The 374-nt window shown below is 67.9% G+C and carries 1 protein-coding gene; it reads right to left on the bottom strand.

Going from position 1 to position 374, the window contains the following annotated elements; translation table 11 throughout:
- A partial coding sequence (locus WU80_RS24895) for an AMP-binding protein (protein ID WP_156349791.1) occupies nucleotides 1-374 on the bottom strand: 374 nt, incomplete at both ends.

Consider the following 374-nt stretch of genomic DNA (forward strand, 5'->3'; position numbering starts at 1 on the left):
ACCGCCTGCTCGACACCATCCAAAGCGCCTAACGCCGTTTGGATTTCACCCAGCTCAATGCGATACCCGCGAATCTTGACCTGCTCGTCAACCCGGCCCAGATAGCGCAACTGCCCATCGGCACCCCAACAGGCCAAATCCCCGGTCCGATACATCCGCGCGCCGACCCCGCCGAACGGACACGCCACAAACCGCGCCCCGGTCAACCCCGCCCGACCCAGATAGCCGACGCCGACCCCGGAACCGGCCACATAGAGTTCACCGACCACCCCCGCCGGCACCGGACGCAACCAGCCATCCAGCACAAACAACGCCGCCCCGGTCACCGGCAGCCCAATCGGCGGCACCCCCGACCCCGCCGTCAACGGGGCGCT

The organism is Mycobacterium sp. UM_11 (assembly GCF_001414075.1).
Lineage (GTDB): Bacteria > Actinomycetota > Actinomycetes > Mycobacteriales > Mycobacteriaceae > Mycobacterium.